The following is a 319-nucleotide window of genomic DNA, read 5'->3' as shown; positions in this document are numbered from 1 at the left end:
ACGGGGCAGAAGCGCATCGACCTGCTCAAACAGGCCGCCAAGCAACTCGTCGACACGCTGGCGCAGCAGGCCGCACAGATCAAGCAGATCGACAAGCCGGTCCAGTTCAGCCTCGTGCCATTCGCGGCGTCCGTCAATGTCGGGCCGGACAACGACAATGCCTCCTGGATGGATATCTACGGGCTGTCGCCGATCGCCAACGAGAATTTCGACTGGTCGACGCTCAACGCATCCAACAAATACGCCGAGAAGACCAACGGCATCTGGTACAAGAAAGGCACCGGCTGGGGCACTGAAGAAGGCCAGGCGCTGAGCCGCT

At 60.8% G+C, this 319-nt stretch carries 1 pseudogene; it reads left to right on the top strand.

Annotated features, from left to right (window positions below):
- Window positions 1-319: pseudogene (locus EN859_RS36545) on the top strand (hypothetical protein); the annotation flags it as partial.

The organism is Mesorhizobium sp. M00.F.Ca.ET.216.01.1.1 (assembly GCF_004010325.2).
In the GTDB taxonomy this organism is placed as follows: Bacteria; Pseudomonadota; Alphaproteobacteria; order Rhizobiales; family Rhizobiaceae; genus Mesorhizobium.
This window is presented reverse-complemented; position numbering and strand designations above follow the sequence as displayed.